Consider the following 21,569-nt stretch of genomic DNA (forward strand, 5'->3'; position numbering starts at 1 on the left):
TTAAATTATCAAGAGACTTTCAATCGTTTAATTCGCGAAGCGAAATAAAAATATTAAAAATATGGTGTACAGCAAATAAAGGAATGAAATTTGTAATTGATATTAATGACATTAAAGTATTGGGTTGATTTATAACAATTTCCGCAGAATATTGATATTAATGTTTGTAATATTTAATGTTTATAAAATAAACATAACTGTTAAAGTTTCCACATCAAAATATTAGAGCGTAGCTCATAATATTTTCATTTTTATTATTTTATTACCTTGTTTGAATAATATTACCGAATGCGTGATTCTATAAGGAGAAAGCTGACTGAATCTCACAATTTTATATGGCAATTATTATGAGAGTTGTTTCATTTAATGAAATAGCTCGCAAACTATAAAAACAGTTCTTTCTTATGACATCGAATACAAATGTTGGTTCTACGCTTACTTTCGAATTATTTTGAAAGAAGGAAATTCAATGAAACGTTTAATAGGGTCTCTAACGTTAGCACTTTCATTCTCGTCGGTCGCTTTGGCGGCTGCACCACCGATTGTTACGTGGGAACCGGGTAAGACAACAGTAACGAATGGTGATGTCGTCATTCATAACAACGTTTGTTATGAAGCGAAAAACAGCCCTGGCGCATGGGATTCCCCGGGAACCAGCGCTTGGTTTTGGACAGAAGTGCCTTGCGATGGCAAACCACCTGTCGATCCAATTGATCCGCCGAACCCCGATCCAAATGGGAAAACTGTGATTCCAGACGGAAAAGGTGGTTACCTGATGCCACGCTCTGAATTACTGGCACGTGAAACCAGTTTAACAAGCACACCACTGTTTGAATTGGTTCGTGCTGATATCCAAACGTTGGACAACGCATCTGTTGAAGCGGTATCGCCACTTCTTTCAACAAACCCAGAAAACGTACAAAGAGTTGAATCGGTAGTGAATGAAGCGATGTGGGACTTTTTATTCCCAATTCGTAATGAAAAATACACTTACGTCAATTTCTTAAAAGGCATAGCCAAATTCCCAGCGTTCTGTCGAACTTACACTGATGGTAGAAATTCAGACGAAATTTGTAAGCGTTCGCTTGCCACTATGTTTGCGCACTTCGTTCAGGAAACGGGGGCACACGCTCCTGGTTGGGATGGTGCGAAAGGGAACCCTGAATGGCGTCAAGGTTTGTACTTCCTGCGTGAGCGTTACAAATCCGAAGACGTTTACGATGGTACCTACAATGCTTGTACAGGATGGCCGGGTGAACGTTGGCCATGTGCACCACAAAAAAGTTACTTTGGACGTGGTGCGAAACAGCTAAGTTGGAACTACAACTACGGTCCGTTCTCTGAAGCCATGTTTGGCGATAAAGATGTACTGCTTAAAAATCCTGCTTTAGTGGCTGACACATGGCTGAACTTGGCTTCTGCGGTGTTCTTCTATGTGTATCCACAGCCGCCAAAACCTAGCATGTTGCATGTTATAGATGGTACTTGGCAGCCAAATGCAGCAGACAAAGCACAGGGTATTGAACACGGTTTTGGTTCTACCATTCAAATCATTAACGGTGCATACGAATGTGGCAAAGGCACAACAACGCCTCAAGCTGCGAACCGTATCAAGTACTACAAGCAAATCACGGCAACACTCGGTTTAGACATCACAGGTGAAAAACTGGATTGTGCAGACATGAAAGCGTTTAACACCGATGGTGCAGGTGCGATGTTGATTTACTGGGACAAAGATTGGGGTTGGGATGCCAATACTCCGGGGAATCATAGCTTCAGCTGTAAGCTAGCCGGCTACCAAACTGCATACAGTGCGTGGTTTAGTGGTGATTACGAAAATTGTGTTGAAAAACACTTTAACGTAAGAGCGACAGATGCGAATGGCCAAGTGATTCCAGACGGTCAATAATCAAGCCCATATGTTATAAACACAAAGTTGGGGTAGGGATATTTTTCCTACTCCAACATTTCTTTTATTAAGAACAAGATATTTACTTCATTCTACGATTTGAAGACCAGTCTTTTATTAACCTCCTTTAAATTACCCATCATTTAAACAAAACCTCCAATATGTTCAATTCATATATTTAATATCTACCTTTTATTTTCAACCTAAGATTACGCTAAGTACTTTTGTTGAGTTAAATCTATAAGAGTAAAAAGTTAACATTCCAAATATAAACGGTATTATCAAACTGTTAAAAATATTAATTACTGAGATGTCTTGATGGTTTTTTGTTCTATGTCATTTTTATTTCCATAGTTTCGTCAATATTTTGTCAGAGTTAGGTCATTATTTATGTAAGGTGTTTTTGCGTTTTAACTTGTTGAATTGTGGTGGTTTTGTTGACATTTGATCAGGTTTTGTAAGTGTATATTGCTGGTTCTTACATATAAAAATGTGAAGTGCGTTGAATAAATCTGCTGTGTCAATAAAATGAACACCAATTACCCAAATCATCAATAACTTCTTATTGATGTTCATTAATAAGGATAAACAACATGCTTACTAAACTATTTGTTAACGCACAACTTACACTAGAAAAAATCAAAAAAGACGAGCGCGGTGTAACAGCAATTGAATACGCAATTATTGCAGTTGCGATCAGTGGAATTGTCTTTACTGTATTTGGTGGAACTAACACTGGGCTAGGAAAAGCGCTAACGGACGCGATGGCGAAAGTTACAGCTAAATTGCAATAAAAGGTTTTAGTGTGCTCTTCAATAGGGCACACATTTTAATATCTAAAATAAAGGTTTCTTTTGAAAAACAAAATTATCATTGCTACAGCGTTTCTTTTGATCCTGTTCGGTCTCTATGGGTTGGCAGGAAGCTTGAGTCAAAGCGACGAAACGACCGAAGTCGCCAAGGTCGAAGAAGCAAAAGTGAAAACGTGGGTGCTCAAGTCTTCGGTAAGCAAAGGTGATTTTGTTAAACAGGACCTCCTTAAAATCCGCTACATCCCTGAATCCGAAGCACTTGAATATGGAGTGTCTGAAGATGTGGAGCTAGACCATGTGATTGGGTCGGTTTTCCGCTCTTCCATGCCAGCCAATCAAATGTTGTATAACGCCGACATCATTAATCCAGAAGATGATGGTTATATCCACTATGTCATTGCGGCGAATCGTGTGCCTTATGCGATTGAAGTGTCGCCTTCCGATGTGATTGGCGGAGTGATCTCACATGGAAGCATGATTGACGTGGTTGCTTTGTCACTCCCAGACAGTGAATTGGCATCGAACAACTCGCTTCGCAGAACCATGTCCATAACTCCGGTGTTAATTGGGGTTAAGGCATTACAAATCAAAAAGCCGATTTCTACTCAATCTGACGACGTGGACAACTCCGATATACAAAAAGTCAGCGTTATCTTAGAGCTAACACGCAAGCAGGTTGCCAAACTGACGGTTGCCAAAAGAATTTCAGAACTTGAAGTGCATAAATCTATCGGGCAATACGCTCCAGAAGATCTTCAAGCCGATGCGGGTGACGTACTCGCAGACTTTCGCTCTATCACCGAATTCCGCGCTGGCGAATCTGCCATTAAATAAGGGAATACCTCAATGCTTTTAATGCTTAAGCGCTTCGCGCTTATCTTTGTGGCTTTGCTTGCCTCATTTCCCGGACAAGCTGCCCGTATCTGGAACCTCGCTGAAGGTGAAGCCAGAAGCTTATCTACTGAACAAGAAATCACATCAGTCTTCATTTCAAACCCTAAAGTGGCGGATTATCAAGTTATTGATAAACACAAGGTAGTGGTATTTGGTAAATCCCTTGGGTCGAGCTCTTTGCTTGTATTTGATGAAACGGGCAAAACCATTGCTAGCCGTAACTTAGTCGTAAACAAAAGCTTGGTGCACATTCAGCAACAAGTTCAGCTTAAGTACCCTCACGCGGAAGTCACCATTTATAATCTAGGCGAACAAGTCGTGCTTAGTGGTGTGGTAGCGACTGAGCAAGAAAAAGACGAGATCAACATATTGGTTGGCGAGTTGATGGGCAAAAAGTCCGAAGACTACCAGCTAGAGTGGGACTTAGGTGACAACCAATACGAAATGGAGTTTATGAAGCGCCGTCATTTTGAGGGCATCGTAAACAATATTGAAGTCGCCTCAACCAAGCAGGTCAACGTTAAGCTTTCCATTGCAGAAGTATCGCACTCGTTTTTAGAAAAGTTTGGTGTTGAATACGGCAGCTTAGGGCATACCGCGGGCAACTTTGCCGACATGATCAAGAATTTCAGTGCGGATGATATCGTTTCTATCATCAGCGCCAGTGGTGATGACACCGTCGGGCAGATTCTAGCGGAACCCAACCTTTCGGTTATTTCTGGTGAAAGTGCCAGCTTCCTTGTGGGTGGCGAGTTGCCTATCGTTTTGGTGCGTGATGGCACAACCGAAGTTCGTTTTAAAGAATTTGGTATTCGTTTGGAGCTGATGGCAAAAGTACTGCGTGACGAGAAAATCAAATTGTCCCTTATGCCGGAAGTGAGTTCACTCGATACCCAATATTCAAACGACAAATACAACCTGCCAGCACTAAAAACACGTCGCGCAAGAACCACGGTAGAGCTTGGCGACGGTCAAAGTTTTGTTCTTGGTGGCTTATTGAGCACAGAAGATATTGAATCGCTGAGAAAAATTCCTTACATCGGCGACATTCCTGTATTGGGCTCGCTGTTCAGAAAATCCGACACCAAACGCAACAAAACCGAGCTGATCATTGTGGCGACTGTGAATTTAGTGAAGCCGATTCACCCATCTCAAGTTCAGCTTCCAACCATGAAGAAATCCAGCACCTTGTCTCGCTTCTTTGCGTTAGACAAAGAGTACCAAAAGGCGAGCGAAACATGGGCAAATGAAATTCTGGCTACCGGAGGCTTTAAGCAATGAGAAATCTAGGATTAGTCGCAACAATCTTTCTTTTTTTAAGCGGTTGTGCAGACAAAGCAATTGAACGCTCAGGCTCCGATATTCATGTTGTTCCAGTAACGTACTCCATTGCGCTGAACATTGAAAAAAACAAGAGAAAGAGTGCGCAAAAGAAGCTGGATGAATTTGTAAAAGAGCATTGGGACGTCATTGTTAACCAAACCGTTGAGCTTAGCTGGCGAACGCGTGAAGGCAAAAAGTGGGCACAAAAGACGCAAGCCCAGCTTCAAAAGCAAGGCGTATCGCCAGAGCAAATCCGCATCATTCAAACCGATGCGGGGTTTGGCGAGCGTTTTGATTTTGAATTCAAAACGGTGGTCTATAGAGCGCAAGTGGAAAGTTGCGATTACGAGCAAGTCGGTTCTTATGGTGGAGTGAAGTATGGTTGCTTTGCCGAAAATGCGCGCTGGCAGTCGATGGAAAACCCAGAAAAAATGTTGACCAATTCACCACAAAAAAACGGTGAGGGTCAGTAATGTTTGACTTAGTTGATCTGCTTAAAACAGATAAGGCACCCGTCGAGCAGGAAGAAAAAATCACCTCTGTGCTCTTCCATCAAACCCAAGAATGCAAAAACTTGGTGGAAGAAGCGTACCGCTTTGAAGGGATCAGTGCGCCAGCAGTGTTGGAAAATACCGACGCTGAAATACGCAAGCACATTCGTGAATCGACCATCGAAATCGTCATTGTAGAGCTTAATATCAGCGACAATGTGACGGAAGATATGCGCCAGATCAGTCACTTATTACCTAACCATGCGTCGGTTATCGTAATAGGCAGTGAAGATGCGATATCAACCATTCGACACCTCAAAGACATGGGGTTCTATTACCTGTTTTGGCCGGTGACTAAACCGGAATTGATCGACTTTGTTCGAAACGTTAATGACAACCGTCATCGAAATAGTGGCTTAGGCAAAAACAGAAGCGCCAAGAAAGTCGCTGTTGTTGGGGGAAAAGGAGGGGTAGGTGCATCCTTACTTTCTGTCGAAATGGCCTATGAACTGACCACCAAAAAAGACAGTAACTGTGTCTTGGTTGATCACAGTTTCTTTGGCGGTAATCTCGATATTTTATTGGGGATGAAACGTTTTAAAAAGCGTTCCATTTCATTGGGTGCATTGAGTGCCAACCTTGATGCATCGTACGCTCATAGCATGACCACAACAGTCAACCCAATGTTGTCGTTGTTGTCTGTGGATTCGGATGAGCTGAACGAAACTCAACTAAAAGAGTACACGCGGACGTTGTCGGATCAACTTTCAGATCAAAACAATTTCATCATTGAAGATTTATCGCGCTCGTCGTTCAGTAAAGCCGATATGGATTACATGGCAAGTGAGTGCGATATCGTTGTTTTGGTAATAGAACCGACCGTTTCGTGCCTAAGAGCTATGGCTTCGTTGGTGGCGAAAATGGAAACGTTGAACTCCACTGCGCGTTTTATCACCGTTCTTAATTACACCATGCCTGAAAAAGCGTCCACCGTTAGCCGCCAAGATGTAGTGAAGTTCCTTAAACAGCCCATTGATGTGGAATTCCCTTATGAACCGAAAGCGGGCGAATTGATCCTAGATGGCAAGCGACTGTGTGACAGTAAGCTGGGAATCAGTGGGAGCATTCATAAGCTAACGTCGCTGATGTTGGGTGAATCCGTAGTGTCGCAAAAGAGCAGCATATTTAAACGCCTAGTGAAGAGAGCGTGATGATAGACCAATCCAGATCCATATATATCGCTATTCGTGAGCAAATCTTCGAAGCGCTAGAAGCCGAAGCGGTGACCACATTAACGAAAAGCCAACTCAGCAAACAATTAGCGAACGCCATAGATGTACTGATCGAACGTCAGAACCTGTCTGTTGCCACTATTGTTCGCGAAGAGTTTGTGAAAAGCCTAGTTGATGAATTGCACGGGTTAGGACCATTGCAAACGCTTATGGATGACGAATCCATCAGTGACATCATGATCAATGGCCACAAAGACGTGTTTATTGAACGAGGCGGGCTTGTAGAAAAATCGCCAGTCACGTTTATCGATGAAACCCAGTTGCTTAATATCGCCAAGCGTATTGCGTCACGCGTGGGTCGCCGAGTGGACGATTCTTCCCCGACGTGTGATGCGCGATTAGAAGACGGAAGCCGAGTCAATATTGTTATTCCACCTATCGCGATTGATGGCACGTCGATTTCCATTCGTAAATTCAAGAAACAGAGCATTGGCTTAGAACAACTTGCTGGCTTTGGGGCAATGAGCGCGGAAATGGCAAAGCTTCTGATGATTGCCTCGCGTTGCCGACTCAACATTTTGATTTCTGGTGGTACGGGTTCGGGTAAAACTACCATGCTGAATGCGCTGTCTCAGTTTATTTCTGAGAAAGAGCGCATCGTTACCATTGAGGATGCGGCTGAACTTAAAATGATGCAGCCGCACGTAGTCAGGCTCGAAACGCGAAAAGCCGGTATTGAAGGAACAGGGGAGATTGATCAGCGAGGGCTGGTGATTAACTCTTTACGTATGCGCCCCGATAGAATCATCGTGGGTGAGTGTCGTGGTGGTGAAGCGTTTGAAATGCTTCAAGCGATGAATACAGGGCACGACGGTTCCATGTCTACATTGCACGCCAATACTCCACGCGATGCCCTTGCTCGTGTTGAAGCCATGGTGATGATGGCAACCAATAACCTGCCACTGGAAGCTATCCGGCGCACCATTGTCAGTGCCGTAGATTTGGTTATCCAAATCAGCCGATTGCACGACGGAAGTCGTAAAGTGATGAGCATTTCCGAAGTTGTTGGTTTGGAAGGCAGCAGTGTTGTTCTCGAAGAAATTTTCCGCTTTCAAGCAGCAGGCGAACATGCCGACGATGGGAAAATCAAAGGCAATTTCATCACAGCTGGTTTGATGCAACGTTCTGTTTTGGTGGAAAAGGCGCGATTTTTTGGCCTAGAAAGCCAACTGAACGAAGCCTTTCAGCTAGGGCAACTGTCATGATCTATTGGATAGCGCTTTTGGTTGGTGGGGTATGTATTATCCTGCTCAATCGTAACCAAACGTCTAAATCCAATCCATATTTGGAAGAATTAAACCAAACCATTTTGGTCTCTTCCATGGATGGCGATAAGCAGGCGGTCAACCTAAATTCATTAACCAATGAATCCATCTCAGAAAAGCTCCGCCGCTATGTAAAAACAACGCGTAGGCAGCTTGGCGCCTTACCTGAAATTAAAGCGATATGCTTTTGTATCGTATTGGTTCTGGCCGGTTTGTATTTCAATCAAAACTTTGTTCGAGGCAATCAATTGATTGTGATTGCCGTTGTTGAAGTGGTAGGGATTGCGTTTGGTCTCCATTGGTTACAAAAGAGAGAGCGGAACCAGTTTGAAGATTCCTTCCCTGACGCACTCAACATGTTAGCAAGTGCGGTTAGTGCGGGTGAAAGTATCATGCACGCTATTTCTTTTGTGGGGAAGAACTTAGAAGGGGAAGTGGGCAGAGAGTTTAAAGTGATGGGGGAGAGGCTACAGCTTGGAGAATCGCCAGACACGGTTTTTGCCAAGTCGTGTAACCGTTTTCCGTATCCGTCGTTCTACTTCTTCGTTATTACCTTGCGTGCCAACATGCAACGTGGTGGTCAATTAAAAGACATCATTATGCGCCTCAACAGACTGATGTTTGATGCGCGAGCAATTGAAAAGAAGAAGTTTGCTTTGACGTCCGAGGCACGAACGTCCGCCAAAATTGTTGCAGCAATTCCATTTATCTTCATTTTGATGCTCAAGTACATGAACCCTGAAAACTACGAGTTTGTCATGTTCAACCCAGAGGGACGCCCCATTCTCTATTACGTATTGGGTAGCGAATTTATTGGGATCACCATTGTTTGGATACTCATGAAGGCGGTGAAATGATGTTGAATTCTCAGCTTGAGCTTTTTCTGTTTCTCTCTTTGATTGTGTTTGGTTTGGCGTTTTCTGCTTACGCTCTATATAGCCATTTCGATAAATCCAAGCGAATGAAACACTTTACGACCATTGACGAACCTTTAGCAAAGAAGCCGTTATTTGTAGAGCTATTGGACAAGGTCGAATCTCTTTTTTCTAAAAGCGATAACGATGTCGCCGACAAATTTTATGCGGCAGGTTTTTATCATTTCAAATACGCAAACCTCTATATTCCAGCCAAATTTACCCTATTAATTGGTGGCGCTGCTGGTTTTTATTTCCTTTCGAGGCATCTAGGTTGGGAACAAAATTCAGGCTTTATCGCCATAGGGGTATGGGTTGTATTTTGTTTGATCGCACCAGATGCGTATCTCAATTCCAGAATGAAAGCGCTAAGAGAGAAATTGTCGAGTCAACTCCCTTACTTGCTTGATTTGCTAGCCGTTTGCGTTCAAACCGGTATGACGATTGAAGCCGCCATGACGTACTTATCGAAAGAAATGTCCGGTTTCGATAAAGACTTAGCCCAGTTGCTGAAAAATACCAATGACCGTTCACGCATTGTTGGCTTAGATAAAGCGCTCGACGAGCTGTACGACCAAGTACCGACCAACGAAATGCGCAGCTTTACCATGACATTAAAGCAAAGCCTGCATTACGGTACATCTATCTACGGTGTTCTCACGACATTAGCGGCCGATATCCGCGATGTCACCATGCTTTCTATGGAAGAAAAAATCGGCAAGCTCGCCGCCAAAATGTCGGTTCCCCTAATCCTATTTATTATGATGCCAGTGGTGATTCTGATTGCCGCACCTGGTGTGATGAGGATGATGTCCAATGTTTAAAAAATCCTTTGCTCGTGTTTGCCACCATAGCCGTGTAACGGTGTGTCTATTGGCTATTTCCGTGTTGTCTGGATGTGCTACCCAGCCCGAGCCAACGTCACTGATTGAAGAAGAAACGCTGCTAATACAGTCGGGAAACCATGAAAAATTGGTGGAGTACTATAAAGCGCAACTTTCCAAGAGTGAAAACCGTCAAACGCGCATGAAATTAGCGCTGGCTTACTTAAATTCTGGTGATCCGGAATCGGCACTTTTCTTTGTTTCGCCATTAAACATGGGTCAAGAAGCCCATGCAGAACCTCTTCTTATCGAAGCGAAAAGCCTCTATTCCCTTGGTCAATTTCGTAAAGCAAAAACTCAGGCATTAAAAGCTTATGAGTTGAAACCTAACAACGCTGAAATAGAGAACTTGTTGGGCATGATTTGCGCGGCAAATTCCGACTTGAAAGAAGCAAGGCAATACTTCACGTCTGCTAGAACCAACTTGTACGACGACATCAAAATTAAGAACAATCTGGCTGTTTTAAACATCGTTGAAGGTCATTACCAAAAAGCGGTGCAACTGCTATTGCCTATCTATTTAAAAGGCAAAGCGGACAAACAGATAGAAGCCAACTTAACGTTAGCCATGGCAAAGATTGGCAATGTTTCTTACATCAAGGATATGTCGAAAGGCGAGCTATCGGATCAAGAAATATTCGAGCGCTACCGTGCGCTGAAAGACAGCAAGGCTATCGGAGAATTTAAGGCGGATGACGTCAAGGTGAACGATGCCAAGGTGATTGATTCCAAGGTTAGCCATACCAAGACGAGTGAAATAAGCCATGAAGGGTAGCAAGAAGCGAATACGAGGCGTTGCGTCTATCGAGTTTGCGCTTGGTTTCATGGCGTTTTGGATGATGTGCATGTTCTGGGTGGAGGTGAGTTACATGTCCTTTGTTTCTGCTGTCACCGATATCACGATTTCGGAAGCCGCGAGAGAATCCAAAAAGAGCGAGCAGAGCTACGATAAAGTTTTCCAGAATGTCATCAATAATAGTGGCAGTGTGTGGGGAAAAGTGATCGACCAATCCAAGCTGCGAATGTCTGTTCAATATCTGTCATCCGTTAGTGATTTAGAGCGTCACAAAGCCCCTTGTAAGATCCCCAAAAATACCCCACTGGCAACTTGCGGAAAAGAGAGCAACAGTGCCATTGCCGTGTATCGATTGGATTATGAATTTTCGCCAATCTTCACTTTGTTTATGGACAACAGCTCGTTGTTTCGCCGGGAAGTTATTGTTATTCAGGAATACGAACGTGACAAATTTAAAATCTAAGCAGAAAGGCAATTTTTCTGTGGAGTTTGCCATTGTTGGTGCTTTTGTTTCTTTGTTATTGGTGTTTAGCGCTGATGTGATTTTAAAGATATCGGCAAAAGGAAAGCTAGATAGGCTTTCTTACTCCTTGGTCAACGTCTTGAAAGAGCGTACGCAGCTATACGGAAACAACTACAAAATCACCCGTTCTGAAGCGAATGCCATTGTCACTATTGGTCGAAATTCCTTGAGTCGTACCATGGGAAGTTTCAATGAAAACCAATTTGGGGCGTTAGTAGAAGAGCTGACTTTTAAAGGCATTAAGAAACCGAACCCATTAAAAAGATATGCCATCGGCGGTCAGGTTTGTAACGTCACTCAACCACTTAGTGAACTCTCTCATTTGTCTGTCGTCACCTCGTGGGAACGTCAGGCGACGTTGTACCGCATTACCCTATGTTACGAAACGGACAATTGGTTTGGTTCGATTATTGGCGACAGTTTTACTACGGTGAGTTCGTCTTCCGTCATGCTGGGTCGTTAAATCTAAATATTGGAAACAGTGAATGAAAACTCATTTTCTCTGTGCTGGCTTGCTCACTCTGTTGGCCACAACAAACGCATACTCTTCCGAAACCTACATCTTTATAGACGGAAGCAATGATACTCAAAAAAACTGGGTGGAAAATCTTAACTCTTTATTTCTTCAGGAAGATTTGGAGACAAAAGAGATTGTTATTGTTGATATTTCGGACAGTCAGCAAACATTTACGGGTGAATTTGATTACATCCATGATCGCGATGGTGTCTATATGGCGACGTATCTTCCACGTCGGATTCCAGAAGTGATCGAAACTCAGCACACTTTTAATTCTCATTCTAAGCTCGAAGATTTTGCGGCCAAGTTGCTGAAAAAGATCGATAGCAATACCAAGGAAAAATAATCATGACACAACTTCTTACGCCTATCTTCGCTGCGACTATTTTGTCCATTTCGTCCCTGGCTGCGAATGCAACTGAACGTGAAACTCACGCGTTAAATTTCTACTGTGGTGGAGAGAACATTGAGTACGAGAAAAAGATTGAAGTTGGGCAGGGAACACGGCTAGCGATCAATCAGGGTCCCTTCTATCAAATTGAACAGCTAGACCAAGAGCCTGCGACTCAAGCATTTATTACCCAACAAATTGTGTCTAGCGGCATTGATAAAGAGTGCAGTGAATATTTGCTGACCAATAGTACATTGCAATTCGTGAATGAATCTCAGGTAATTGCTCGGGTTTTCTTTGGTTTTGATCAGTTTAAATTGACGCAGAAATCACGCTACATTCTCAATACCATCGCCAAACAGATTTCAACAAACCAAAGTAGCTTGGTCGTAGAAGGGCACACCGACAATATAGGCGGTGAAAGCTACAACATGACATTAGGTTTGAAACGTTCTGAGACCGTCGCAGAGTATCTCGAAAATCAAGGTGTTGATAAGTCTTTGTTAACCTTAACGTCTAAAGGCGAAACCAAACCTGTTCAAAGTAACCAATCTGACAATGGCAGAGCGTTGAATCGACGTGTCGAAATCAAGCAGTAGTCGCTTTCATCTGTTAATCGCCCCATACATCACTCCAATCAATACGAGTCAGTTATGCGTTCATCATTACAACAACAGCGCGGTCACGCTGCTATTTTATTTGCGATTGCCCTTCCTGCCCTTTTTGGGCTCTTTGTGCTTGCGACAGACGGCGCTTATGCATTACAGGCCAAAGCACGAATTGATAACGCGACGGAAGTGGCTGCATTAGCGTTAAGCGCCAAAGACGCAAGTAATAAAGACAGTGCAGGAGCCGGAAGTGGGAGTGCTGTTAATCGCAAGATAGCTACCGATTATATTGGGGCATATATGGGGGATACCACCAAAGTTAAAAACCTCAAGATCACGCGTTTGGAGTGCGAGCAAATTCCAGAGTGCAAAGCAGGCATTAAAAAGGGCGAACAGAGGTATATCCAATTTCATGTGAGAGCGGATTATGATCATACTACTTTCTTCACAAGTGGCGATCCCGCAAGTGGGTTCGATGGCAAAGTCATAGTGAGCAGCGCTGCCACTTCACAGAAGTTTGAAGGGGACGCCGTAGACATTATTTATGCAGCGGATTTTTCTGGTTCAATGAATAAGGGGTGGAGTGGCGGTAACAAATCGAAAGTGGAAGATTTGAAAGATATCATTGTAGAAGTGAATGAAAAGCTGAAAGACTACAACGATAAAAACAACCGAAAGTACGTGAATACAGTAGGTATCGTGCCCTTTCGGTCTGCGATCAAAGCTAAAATTCGCGGGACAAATCGCTACTGCGAAATGAGTCAGCTGGTTAGGAAAAGCAAGCGCTATTCGTGGGAAAAGTTAAGACCACATGAAATCAACTATTCAAAAACCGCCAAGCAAATTTTTGTAGAAAAAGGCAGTTCGAATTGTGTTCACCAACCTAATTGGGCACGAGACAAAGAAATCGAATTGACACCAAAATTCAGTGATTTCAATTCTAAGTTAAACGGCTTTGTCGCCTATTGGGGAACGGCTTCTTACCAAGCCATTATTCGTGGGGCGCAGCTGTTGAAGGAAGGAAAAAATGCCAGGCGCTTGATTATCGTCCTTTCTGACGGTGATGATTCCAATATTGCCAATATCAACAATGCTACGGTTCACCAGAAGTTGGTTGATTTAGGTTACTGCGACACCATCCGAAAAGAGCTCTCTAAAGGGAAAACAAAGGACGGTAGAAAGATTAAATCAAAGATAGCCGCAATAGGTTTTGCGTACGATGCTGAGAAAAACCGCGCCCTTAAGGAGTGTGTTGGTGCCGACAATCTTTATAAAGCTGAGAATAAAGCAGAAATAAAGAGTAAAATCCTCGACTTGATTACAGAGGAAATCGGACACCTTAAATAAGGAACTTTATGAAAACCGTTTTGATCACAGGCTTTGAACCCTTTGGTGGAGCCTCAATAAATCCAGCTTTGGAAGCCGTTAAACAGCTGGAGGGTAGGGAACTCAACAAGGGGCGAATTGTTACCTGTGCGGTTCCTGTTGTGAGATACGAATCGGTCGACATGGTGAAGCAGGCTATTCAAGCACATAATCCAGACATTGTTATCACGGTAGGACAAGCGGCGGGGCGGGATGCCATCACACCGGAAAGGGTAGCAATTAACGTTGATGATTTCCGTATTCCAGATAATGGTGGTTTACAGCCGATAGATGAGCCCGTGGTGGCAGACGGCCCTGATGCGTATTTTTCCACTCTGCCCATTAAAGCAATATGCCAAGTTTTGAATGAAAATGGTGTGCCCGCGAAAGTATCGAATACAGCAGGAACGTACGTTTGTAATCATCTCTTCTATGGGGTTCAGCACTTCCTTTCTGACTCGAATATCCGCCATGGCTTTGTTCATATCCCACTCTTGCCTGAGCAAGCGGAAGAATTAAATATGCCCGGCATGCCTTTAAATACGATTGTTGAAGGTTTGGCGCTTATGGCGCAAGCGTGCATAGACCATACCCGGGACATTAAAGTGTCGGAAGGAACGATTTGCTAGTTGGTCTGTTAACCTTTCAAGCAATATCTAACGCGTCCGCCATTTGATAGAAAATAAAAAAATAGAAAATAGAAAATAGAAAAGCCAGCTGTTTGAGCTGGCTTTTGTGTATCTAAGCATGTTGCTTAGATTAAGGTCAACAGACCCTAGTAGTTAGAATGCTTTTGCTATTGAGCATAAGGCTCCAACATCAAGCGAATCGTTGTCGCAAAGTGTTAACAAGGATGAGAGAAACTCATTTGCAATAAGATTCGCCACTTCTTCACTGATTTCAGTGGAGTCAAAGAAGAGGTTAAACGACATCGCATGCCCCGAAGTAACGGACATGATGACTTGGTGGTTTGTGCCACTCACGGTGCCTAATTGTTCCGAGATTAAGTTTTTCGTTTGGGAGGAGGTTGGCTGTATCTCGCGACCTGTTTGGCTATTAAAAACAAACAGTGTTCCACCATGTATGGTTGGCACCCATTCTTCATCGTATTCATTTAAATCTAGAAAGCCATACTCCAATCGATCTGCGCTGGTTTCGGCGATATGCGACAGCGCTTTCGATACATCACCATTGACATTAATGCGTAATGGAGGCGTTGCAGAAAAGACACCAATCATACGGTCAATATCAGGGATGCTGGACGGTCTCTTTGCGAGAGTCGTATTAAATACGATGTCTTTTTTCCCTGTAATTTTACTTAAGGTATGCGCCCAGCCAAGTTGGCACATTTGATTGGTGGTCACGCTATGTTCCCGAGCTCTTGCGACTATCTGTCCGCTCTCCATATCGGTGAGCTGCATGTTGATATTTTGCATACGAATCGGGTTATCACACAGCGAATCAGCTGATCTGGGTAGACGCAGATTTTTTGGTGCGCCTTTCAGGTAGTTTCGCCAAAATGCTCGTGCTTTGCTGTCATTCTGATAGTCATGAATGTAATGAACAAAAGGTTCAAAGCTCAATGGTGTAATATCGGGTTCACGCCCTAGCAGTAAGGATTCATAGTCTCTCATTATTTCGGCGAGGAATGACTGCATAGACCATTGGTCGAAAAGCACTTGGTGATAGGTAAAGATCATGGCATGTTCGTCATTACCAAAGTTGCCTAACCATAAACGCATCAACGGTGAGGACACCTCACTGATTTCTCGTCTTCTTTCTATCACGAGATGTTGTGTCATTTCTGCATCTTTGTCATCTTCAGAAATGCTGGTGCAATCTTCATATTTTATCGGCATCTTGCTGTTTTCTGGCACGATGACCAAGGGCTTGCCCTTTTCGAAGGCGTCACAAAATACGGCCCTTAATATGTCGTGACGTTTTAACGCAATATCCCAAGCTTGTTGAAAAGCGCTTGTGTTTAAGGTGCCAAATAATTTGAAATATTCCTGACCAATTTGGAAATCGCGATTGACTCTATTGGAGTAAAGAAGCTCACGTTGAGCGTGCGTTGCTGGGTAAATAGCGCTGAGAGAACCCAGTTTACTTTCTATGGTTTCAATATGTTGCTGATTCAACGTAACGTTCTTTAAATCAGAAGGCGTTAATGTGTTCTTGGTCTCTGTGTCGGTACAGTGGGCGACAATTGCTCTAACTTCATCAGCAAAATTCAACATCAACGAAGTTAGGTTTATCTGCAAGCTGGTGACTTCAAACTGAATGTGGAGTTTGCCTTCCAAGATCCAGCACACCACTTCTATTTCTCTTAGTGGTTTGTTCCTCTCCCCAACCATATAGCCTAGGTTACAGAGTTCCATATTCCACTTATTTGGGTTGTCGCATATAGAGTTGTATTGCCCTAGGTATTTGAAACTTATGGAAGCATTTAACCTGCTTTGTAGACGGCGACGAATACCATTGTCAGGGTGATGATAAGCAAGATGAAGATAGTTTGAGCCTTCTTCAGGAACGCTTCGGAAGCATTCCTTCACGTTTTTAATTTGCTGGCTGAAGTTGGTTTTCGTTGATGGCAGTTTTAATGGAAAAATACTGGTAAACCAACCAATGGTATCGTCCACTTTTACATTGCTCGCGAGCTCTTGTCGGCCACACCCTCTCATCAGAACTTCGGTATTTTCACCTCTTTCAATCAATATATTTGAAAGTGCCGTCAGCAGTAATTCACGAGGGCTAGTTCGATAGGGTGTATTTGCATCCGATAACAACTGCGCCGTGACACGTTCATCGACCGTAATGTTCTCAACGCGAGATTGAACGTTAGGTCGGCACTTAGGGCTGAAACTGTCACTTTTAAGCCAGTATGGCGTTTCATTTTTGCAAATTCGCTCTAACTGGGCATTTAAACTTTGCGCAAAAATTTGCACACCGGAGTAGTTAGGCAGTTTGGTATCACAGCCTCCATCGTACAGTGCTTGAAGATCTCTAGCGATGACGTGCCAAGAGGCTGAGTCAACAATTAGATGATGGGCACACAAGTACAGATAGATAGTGCTTTCGTTTCTAATACGATAAAGCACGGCTTTGAACATAACGCCTGCACCGGATTCTAGGTCGAACGTTTCATTAAGCCCCGCCAAGTAGATATCGAGTTCTTCGTAATTGGCGAACGATTCCTCTGCGAATGAAAACAAGTCTTCATGAGTATCGATGAGTTCTTGTTTACCCGTTTCGAATGTTTTGTTGAATCGAGTTCGGAAGATGTCATGGTGCTCTGTTAACCGTAAGAGTGCTTGCTCCATACGAGCGCAGGAGACATCAGTTGGCAGTGAAAGTGTAACCGCGTGATTATAGTGGTTTGGTTGCATGAAGTTTTGTTCAAAAAACCATTGCTGCGCGGGTAATAGATCAATGACGCCGGTTGTTTCTCCGCGAACGATTTGTGTGAGCGCTTCATGTTTAATGTGTTCTGACATTTCTGAAAAAACGGTATGTTTCATTATATCTATGGTGTCGAGTTTCATGCCGATAGACTCCATTTCAACGGATAGTGTTATAGCAGAGACAGAATCTCCACCTCTGCTTACAAAGTCATCCTTAATGGATAAAGAGGTAAGTTGTAAGACAGAGCATGCCTTCGACAAAAGTTGTCTCTGGATGCTGGTAAGGTGACGTAAATCATCGTCAAATTCTGTGGTAGGGATAGGCAAAGCCTTGCGATCGACTTGGCCATTTTGTGTTAGTGGTAAAGCGTCGAGTTGCACCAAAAACGCTGGCTGCATATACGTAGGGAGTATGTTTTCAAGAAGCGTTTTGATTGAAGTGGGGGGAATTGGAGAGTGAGCAACGTAATAGCCCGCCAATACCTTTCTGTTTTCTTGTGGGAGTAAAGTGGCAACCGCTGAAGCGATGCCTTCTATTCTTTCCATCGCGGCTTGAATGTCATTCAGATTAAAGCGGTGTTCTTTGTATTTTATTTCATCATCTTTTCTGCCACAGAAGTAAAGATAGCCGTCTTGCCCCCAATAGGCGTGATCACCCGTTTTATAGACTCGAACTCCACCCACATTCAGCTCAGGAATATCCGTGACTATGAAACGGGAAGTGGTGAGTTGAGGTTGCCCTAAGTACCCGTCTGCAAGCCCACTGCCGCCAATGAGGATTTCTCCCGTGACGCCTTTTGGCACCAATCGGCCCTTTTTATCAACCAAATAAACGCAGGTATTGTCACAGACTTTCCCAATTGGAATTCGTTGTTGCTCTGCATGGTGAGGTTGGCATGTCAAAGCGGTAGCGTAGACGGATGTTTCTGCTGGTCCGTATAGATTGATGATATTGGGTATATTGTTGTCCAAAGCTTTGGAAACGGCATTAGCTGAAACCGCGTCTCCACTAAACACAAGTGTACTGATGCTTTGAAAGAGGTCGTCCGGGTAAGACTGGATATACCGTTCCATCAACCCTGTTGTTAGGTATAGGTGATCAATTTTATAGGCGTTGATGACCGATTTTAGTTTATCGGGGTAGTGGATTGTTCGTCTTGCCGATACCACCAATGTTTTCCCGTGAGTTAGAGCTGTCCAGAGCTGTAATGTGGCGGAATCAAAGGCTTCATTAGAAGAGAGAAGAATTCGCTCACCAATGGGTACAGTGGTTGAAGGGATGATGCGGCTGAGCAGAGCTTCATGTGAAAGAGCGATACCTGTTGGTGAATCTATTACGCCAGAAGTAAAAATAAATTGGCTTACATTACTTGTAGGGAATGAATCGGGTAAGGGCAGGATGACCGCCTCTAGATCGTCTTCAATCGGAGAAATCCAAGCTTGAGTTTTGTTGTGCTTATCAAGGTGTACGCTGTTTTTCCCAAGAATCGTCATTGGACATAGCAGCTCGACGATAGCTCGTTTGCGCTCGTCCGACTCTTCCCTATCGAGGCACGTATAAGGTAGCCCGACATATTGAGTGGCGACGATTGCAATCACCGTTTCAGATAAGCTATCTAAGTCAATCGCAACGGGTCTTCCCCAATGGTTGAGCGGTCGAAATTGGTTAAAGTATCGAACATATGCGGCAATACTTTGGTGGAGTTCTCTGTAGGTGTACTTGCGCTGGGAAGTATCATCAATAAGAGCAACATTGTTTGGTGTTTCTGTTATCCACCTGTGTACGTGCTTAGCCAATGAAACGCTAGAAACGGATTGTTCCGTCTTGTTCTGTTGTTTGAAGAATTGATGTTCGTGTTCTAGCAAGATGGATACGCTGCCGACTGATTTGTCCATTGAAATCATGATCTGATGGAGTAGATATTCAAAGCGCTGCAAAAAGTTTTCAAATACCCCACTTTCAAACTGAGCTTTTACGTAGTCGAATCGGAAGCTGAAACGCGAATCGTTGGAATCACAAAAGAGCAATTGAATACTGGTGTTAAGCTCCATTAACTCGTAGTTGAAGGCGAGAGTGACTCTGTCTGCAAGTTCAAAATTATCATTGATGCCCATTGTTGAGCCGAAGGCTACGTTGGTGGGTTCTTTTACATCTGTTTCAGAAGACTCATTCAGCTTATTGATCAGATCTCGGTAGGGGAGCGCTTTATAGGATTGAACTGCTTGGTTAAACGATTTTACATCATCAAAATACGCTTCAAGGGATTGGCTTTCTTCGAGATCATAAATATCGAGACGAGTATTAACAAAACAACCGAGGGTTTGCCTCGATTCTTCGCCTCTCATATCCATAGGTGAAGTCACACCAATGAGGTTCTGATCCGCTAGCCGACCAATTAGCAAGGCGTATGCCGCTTTGAAAAATAGGTGAGGTGTTAAGGCGTTTTCTCTACAAAACGATTTAATTTCGTCGCTGAACTCAGAAGGTAAGGAAAGAATACTGGTTTGAGTTAACCGGCTGGTCGTTCTTGATAAGACAGGGAAATTAGCTGTGAGCGAACGAGAGAGGACTTTTTGCTCCCAAATTTTGCAGGCATCGTCCTTTTTATCTTCTGATAGGTGAAGGTATTGGCATGAGCAGCTAGCGTCTAATTCAACATCGCAGTCGATACAGTTAGTTTTGGTTTGCCTTTGGTACTCGTTTTTAATGATGTCGAGAAACAGCGCGAAACCTGTACCATCTAGCGCTATTTGATGGCACATGGTGATAACTTTGAAAGTCTCATCGGCTAACTTCAGTACACAGGCTTTATATAGCCTTCCTTCACATGGGTCGATTTTATTGAAGTAGTAGTGATCCAATACGATTCGGTATTCTGCATTAGGATCCCGTTTATTGGTGAAGTCGTAAAACTCAATGCTGACTGGTGAAGATATTTGAGTTTTATAGAGCTTGTTGTTTTTGAGCTGATAATGGCAATGGAAGTTTTCAGCTTGGAAAGCCGTACGTATCGATTCAATCAAAGCTTGTTGGTCTACGTCGCCTTGCAAATCGAACGTAACAAACGAATTGGATAGCATGTTGCTTGGTTCGTTTTGTGCCTCAATGAAGACATTCAGCTCGTATGGCGTTGCAATCGATTTCATGCGTAGCTCCCCCTAAGTGACAAATTGAAGAACTTGATGAGAAACTTCGCGACGCCATCGTTTGCGTTGCTTTGCGTAAATAAAGGATTAGGGAGTCGACGAGGCAAATCTGACATGGCATTTTGCATTACAATACCAAGCGCTGCGGTTTTTAATATGGACTCATCACTCATACCGTCACCAAATGCTATCGCTTCTTTTTCTAGGTCGATGCCCTTCAAGGATAAATGCCGATCAGCGGCGGTGGCTTTCGTTACGTATTTTGGGCTGATTTCAAGAGAGTGATCAGCCGAAAGGGTGATTTCACATTCATTTTCGAAAAGGCTTCTTAGTTTTCTTTCTACCTCTATTGAGTCATGAGAGGTGGATACAAGAAGCTTATTTGCTTTTAAAGAAAGAAGATGCTTTGGTCGGTGAAGAAAATAAGGGAATTGAAATTTAGAAGAATAGGCACTGACGTTGTGATTGACTTCACTGACGTGCCAGCCATCAGTATCAAATACACTAACATGAGTATTTGGACCGGACAGAAACCTTAAGAGTTGTTGATATGTCGAATGAGGAAAGGTAATGTTTTGTGCGTAAGCCAATTCATTCGTTTGTGCTTCTAATGCACCATTGCAGCCTAATATTGTTGGTGAAAAATCAAGTGGCTTTAGCGGCTTGAAAGCGTCTCTTGGATGCCTCCCCGTTGTTAATATAACTTCAATACCACTGACGTAAAGCCTAGTTAAAATACAGCTTGTATAGTCTGTAATTTCCCCCGTTGGGTCTAGTAATGTGCCATCTAGATCCGTAACTATCGCTTTAATTGTGTTGCCGTTAACGATCATAATAATAAACCTGTAGATATAGTTATCCTTCGCCAGTTGCAATGTACGCTTAGCGGTGGTGGTCATTGACCTTATAATTTTGCAATCCCAATTAGGATTAAATTAATACGTGGCTTGTTATTTAACTCGTGAACCAAATCGGAAATTATTCGAGCTACAAAATAAATATTTGTAATTATATGATTTAATAAGGTTTTTTATGCA

18 protein-coding genes are annotated in these 21,569 nt (G+C 43.2%); 16 read left to right on the plus strand and 2 right to left on the minus strand.

The annotated features are described in order from the left end of the window. Nucleotides 1–469: 469 nt before the first annotated feature. From VPNCDNU1_RS06250 to pcp, 16 genes are all read left to right on the plus strand, one after another. The gene (locus VPNCDNU1_RS06250; RefSeq protein WP_104399570.1) at nt 470–1,909 is read left to right on the plus strand and encodes a glycoside hydrolase family 19 protein; all 1,440 of its coding nucleotides are present in this window, start codon (nt 470–472) and stop codon (nt 1,907–1,909) included. Between the two features lie 593 nt (nt 1,910–2,502). Further along, nucleotides 2,503–2,703, plus strand: a complete 201-nt coding sequence (locus tag VPNCDNU1_RS06255; RefSeq protein ID WP_104399571.1) for a Flp family type IVb pilin — start codon at nt 2,503–2,505, stop codon at nt 2,701–2,703. Nucleotides 2,704–2,763: 60 nt separating this feature from the next. After that, complete coding sequence (gene cpaB / locus VPNCDNU1_RS06260) at nt 2,764–3,555, plus strand: Flp pilus assembly protein CpaB (RefSeq protein ID WP_104399572.1); 792 nt, start codon at nt 2,764–2,766, stop codon at nt 3,553–3,555. Nucleotides 3,556–3,567: 12 nt separating this feature from the next. After that, complete coding sequence (locus tag VPNCDNU1_RS06265) at nt 3,568–4,896, plus strand: type II and III secretion system protein family protein (protein ID WP_104399573.1); 1,329 nt, start codon at nt 3,568–3,570, stop codon at nt 4,894–4,896. Then, nucleotides 4,893–5,411 carry a hypothetical protein gene (locus VPNCDNU1_RS06270; protein ID WP_101109889.1) on the plus strand — a complete coding sequence of 173 codons (519 nt, stop codon included), beginning with the start codon at nt 4,893–4,895 and terminating at the stop codon, nt 5,409–5,411. The genes VPNCDNU1_RS06265 and VPNCDNU1_RS06270 overlap by 4 nt, the downstream gene beginning before the upstream one ends. Continuing rightward, nucleotides 5,411–6,640: an AAA family ATPase gene (locus VPNCDNU1_RS06275; protein ID WP_004409257.1), complete on the plus strand. Its 1,230-nt coding sequence runs from the start codon at nt 5,411–5,413 to the stop codon at nt 6,638–6,640. Before VPNCDNU1_RS06270 ends, VPNCDNU1_RS06275 begins: the two co-directional genes overlap by 1 nt. Continuing rightward, entirely contained in the window at nt 6,640–7,926 is a 1,287-nt protein-coding gene (locus tag VPNCDNU1_RS06280; protein ID WP_371410775.1) for a CpaF family protein, read from the plus strand. Before VPNCDNU1_RS06275 ends, VPNCDNU1_RS06280 begins: the two co-directional genes overlap by 1 nt. Continuing rightward, nucleotides 7,923–8,843 (plus strand): type II secretion system F family protein, encoded by a 921-nt coding sequence (locus VPNCDNU1_RS06285; protein ID WP_104399574.1) that lies wholly within the window; start codon nt 7,923–7,925, stop codon nt 8,841–8,843. The genes VPNCDNU1_RS06280 and VPNCDNU1_RS06285 overlap by 4 nt, the downstream gene beginning before the upstream one ends. After that, nucleotides 8,840–9,724, plus strand: coding sequence for a type II secretion system F family protein (locus VPNCDNU1_RS06290; protein ID WP_104399575.1), 885 nt, complete (start codon nt 8,840–8,842; stop codon nt 9,722–9,724). Before VPNCDNU1_RS06285 ends, VPNCDNU1_RS06290 begins: the two co-directional genes overlap by 4 nt. Beyond that, nucleotides 9,717–10,559, plus strand: a complete 843-nt coding sequence (locus VPNCDNU1_RS06295; protein ID WP_104399576.1) for a tetratricopeptide repeat protein — start codon at nt 9,717–9,719, stop codon at nt 10,557–10,559. The genes VPNCDNU1_RS06290 and VPNCDNU1_RS06295 overlap by 8 nt, the downstream gene beginning before the upstream one ends. Next, entirely contained in the window at nt 10,549–11,043 is a 495-nt protein-coding gene (locus VPNCDNU1_RS06300) for a TadE/TadG family type IV pilus assembly protein (RefSeq protein WP_104399577.1), read from the plus strand. Before VPNCDNU1_RS06295 ends, VPNCDNU1_RS06300 begins: the two co-directional genes overlap by 11 nt. Further along, on the plus strand, nt 11,024–11,566 hold the full coding sequence (gene tadF, locus VPNCDNU1_RS06305; RefSeq protein WP_104399578.1) for a tight adherence pilus pseudopilin TadF: 543 nt from the start codon (nt 11,024–11,026) through the stop codon (nt 11,564–11,566). Before VPNCDNU1_RS06300 ends, tadF begins: the two co-directional genes overlap by 20 nt. A 22-nt stretch (nt 11,567–11,588) precedes the next feature. After that, nucleotides 11,589–11,966, plus strand: a complete 378-nt coding sequence (locus tag VPNCDNU1_RS06310; protein WP_101109883.1) for a hypothetical protein — start codon at nt 11,589–11,591, stop codon at nt 11,964–11,966. Between the two features lie 2 nt (nt 11,967–11,968). Further along, nucleotides 11,969–12,610 carry an OmpA family protein gene (locus tag VPNCDNU1_RS06315; RefSeq protein WP_104399579.1) on the plus strand — a complete coding sequence of 214 codons (642 nt, stop codon included), beginning with the start codon at nt 11,969–11,971 and terminating at the stop codon, nt 12,608–12,610. Nucleotides 12,611–12,664: 54 nt separating this feature from the next. After that, nucleotides 12,665–13,966 carry a TadE/TadG family type IV pilus assembly protein gene (locus VPNCDNU1_RS06320; protein ID WP_104399580.1) on the plus strand — a complete coding sequence of 434 codons (1,302 nt, stop codon included), beginning with the start codon at nt 12,665–12,667 and terminating at the stop codon, nt 13,964–13,966. A gap of 8 nt (nt 13,967–13,974) precedes the next feature. Then, a complete protein-coding gene (gene pcp, locus VPNCDNU1_RS06325) occupies nt 13,975–14,613 on the plus strand; it encodes a pyroglutamyl-peptidase I (RefSeq protein ID WP_104399581.1) in 639 nt (212 codons plus the stop codon). A gap of 153 nt (nt 14,614–14,766) precedes the next feature. Here pcp and VPNCDNU1_RS06330 read toward each other — a convergent pair whose 3' ends face one another. Beyond that, the gene (locus tag VPNCDNU1_RS06330; RefSeq protein ID WP_104399582.1) at nt 14,767–20,532 is read right to left on the minus strand and encodes a condensation domain-containing protein; all 5,766 of its coding nucleotides are present in this window, start codon (nt 20,530–20,532) and stop codon (nt 14,767–14,769) included. Then, complete coding sequence (locus VPNCDNU1_RS06335) at nt 20,529–21,365, minus strand: HAD family hydrolase (protein WP_104399649.1); 837 nt, start codon at nt 21,363–21,365, stop codon at nt 20,529–20,531. Before VPNCDNU1_RS06335 ends, VPNCDNU1_RS06330 begins: the two co-directional genes overlap by 4 nt. Between the last annotated feature and the right edge of the window lie 204 nt (nt 21,366–21,569).

Origin of the sequence: Vibrio penaeicida (genome assembly GCF_002933855.1) — a bacterium.
GTDB classification, from domain to species: Bacteria; Pseudomonadota; Gammaproteobacteria; order Enterobacterales; family Vibrionaceae; genus Vibrio; species Vibrio penaeicida_A.

What these genes read in the sequence shown, in the direction of transcription:
- VPNCDNU1_RS06250 (WP_104399570.1), top strand. Translation starts at nt 470, where the DNA reads ATGAAACGTTTAATAGGGTCTCTAACGTTAGCACTTTCATTCTCGTCG.
- VPNCDNU1_RS06255 (WP_104399571.1), top strand. Translation starts at nt 2,503, where the DNA reads ATGCTTACTAAACTATTTGTTAACGCACAACTTACACTAGAAAAAATC.
- VPNCDNU1_RS06265 (WP_104399573.1), top strand. Translation starts at nt 3,568, where the DNA reads ATGCTTTTAATGCTTAAGCGCTTCGCGCTTATCTTTGTGGCTTTGCTT.
- VPNCDNU1_RS06270 (WP_101109889.1), top strand. Translation starts at nt 4,893, where the DNA reads ATGAGAAATCTAGGATTAGTCGCAACAATCTTTCTTTTTTTAAGCGGT.
- VPNCDNU1_RS06275 (WP_004409257.1), top strand. Translation starts at nt 5,411, where the DNA reads ATGTTTGACTTAGTTGATCTGCTTAAAACAGATAAGGCACCCGTCGAG.
- VPNCDNU1_RS06280 (WP_371410775.1), top strand. Translation starts at nt 6,640, where the DNA reads ATGATAGACCAATCCAGATCCATATATATCGCTATTCGTGAGCAAATC.
- VPNCDNU1_RS06285 (WP_104399574.1), top strand. Translation starts at nt 7,923, where the DNA reads ATGATCTATTGGATAGCGCTTTTGGTTGGTGGGGTATGTATTATCCTG.
- VPNCDNU1_RS06290 (WP_104399575.1), top strand. Translation starts at nt 8,840, where the DNA reads ATGATGTTGAATTCTCAGCTTGAGCTTTTTCTGTTTCTCTCTTTGATT.
- VPNCDNU1_RS06295 (WP_104399576.1), top strand. Translation starts at nt 9,717, where the DNA reads ATGTTTAAAAAATCCTTTGCTCGTGTTTGCCACCATAGCCGTGTAACG.
- VPNCDNU1_RS06300 (WP_104399577.1), top strand. Translation starts at nt 10,549, where the DNA reads ATGAAGGGTAGCAAGAAGCGAATACGAGGCGTTGCGTCTATCGAGTTT.
- VPNCDNU1_RS06310 (WP_101109883.1), top strand. Translation starts at nt 11,589, where the DNA reads ATGAAAACTCATTTTCTCTGTGCTGGCTTGCTCACTCTGTTGGCCACA.
- VPNCDNU1_RS06315 (WP_104399579.1), top strand. Translation starts at nt 11,969, where the DNA reads ATGACACAACTTCTTACGCCTATCTTCGCTGCGACTATTTTGTCCATT.
- VPNCDNU1_RS06320 (WP_104399580.1), top strand. Translation starts at nt 12,665, where the DNA reads ATGCGTTCATCATTACAACAACAGCGCGGTCACGCTGCTATTTTATTT.
- pcp (WP_104399581.1), top strand. Translation starts at nt 13,975, where the DNA reads ATGAAAACCGTTTTGATCACAGGCTTTGAACCCTTTGGTGGAGCCTCA.
- VPNCDNU1_RS06330 (WP_104399582.1), bottom strand. Translation starts at nt 20,532, where the DNA reads ATGAAATCGATTGCAACGCCATACGAGCTGAATGTCTTCATTGAGGCA.
- VPNCDNU1_RS06335 (WP_104399649.1), bottom strand. Translation starts at nt 21,365, where the DNA reads ATGATCGTTAACGGCAACACAATTAAAGCGATAGTTACGGATCTAGAT.